At 40.7% G+C, this 837-nt stretch carries 1 pseudogene; it reads right to left on the minus strand.

Annotation, left to right across the window (positions count from 1 at the left end):
- Positions 1–837 (minus strand): annotated as a pseudogene (locus ACFIK8_RS10705) (autotransporter outer membrane beta-barrel domain-containing protein); the annotation flags it as partial.

Raw genomic sequence — 837 nt, forward strand, 5'->3', positions numbered from 1 at the left:
CTGTTCCAGAAACCTGAATGATGGAAATCCCTTGATCATTTCCACCATTCCCCGTATATCCCCCTGGACTTTCTGAAATGCTGCGCACATGTACTGTCGTTTTCCCAGTAGCATCACCATGAATTAAAAGCCGGTCAGTTTTTTGGTCTTTAAGAGCGCCCCCTTCATTCAGATACGTATTCAAATAAATATGCGCACCATCCTTCGCCCTATAAACTTCGCCCACCCCATTTCCAATGCGGAGTGTTCGATAATCGTAAGTTAGAGCAGATTCTGGTTTTTTAAAATCAATGGAACTGTCATTCGTAAGAAGTACTAATGAAACAGATGAATCATTTTTACGATCAGATTCAGGCGAACCTCTTTCTCGCTCTTGTTTTAAAATCCATTTCGAACCAACGCCTAAATAAAGCTCGGCAGTAGAATGATCATCAACATAGGCTCCCCCTTCAAGGACAGAAGCACTCGCTAAAACTTTTACCAAAGCGCCCTTCTCAACTCTTAATAATGAACCTCCTGAAAGTTCGCTTTGCATTAAATTAACAACCCCATAAGTAGCATCGGTACTATAGACAGCTATACTGTCTGGAACGGAAAACTTCGTCCTTCTCAAATTAATAGCCTCCAATCTAGGTGGAGTTTTTTGCTCATTTGAATGCTCATTATTCCGATATTCATCCCACGGCTTTTCTCCCCGAAAATATATACCGTAGGACGTGTCTCCATTCACTGTAACAGAAGAAGATGTGAGATTAACCTCAGTCACACGGCTATACTTCGACAAATCTTCAGATATCGGAACTGAATTAAAAGTATTGACGGTATTTTCTGATAAAA

The organism is Bartonella sp. MR168JLCBS (assembly GCF_042194175.1).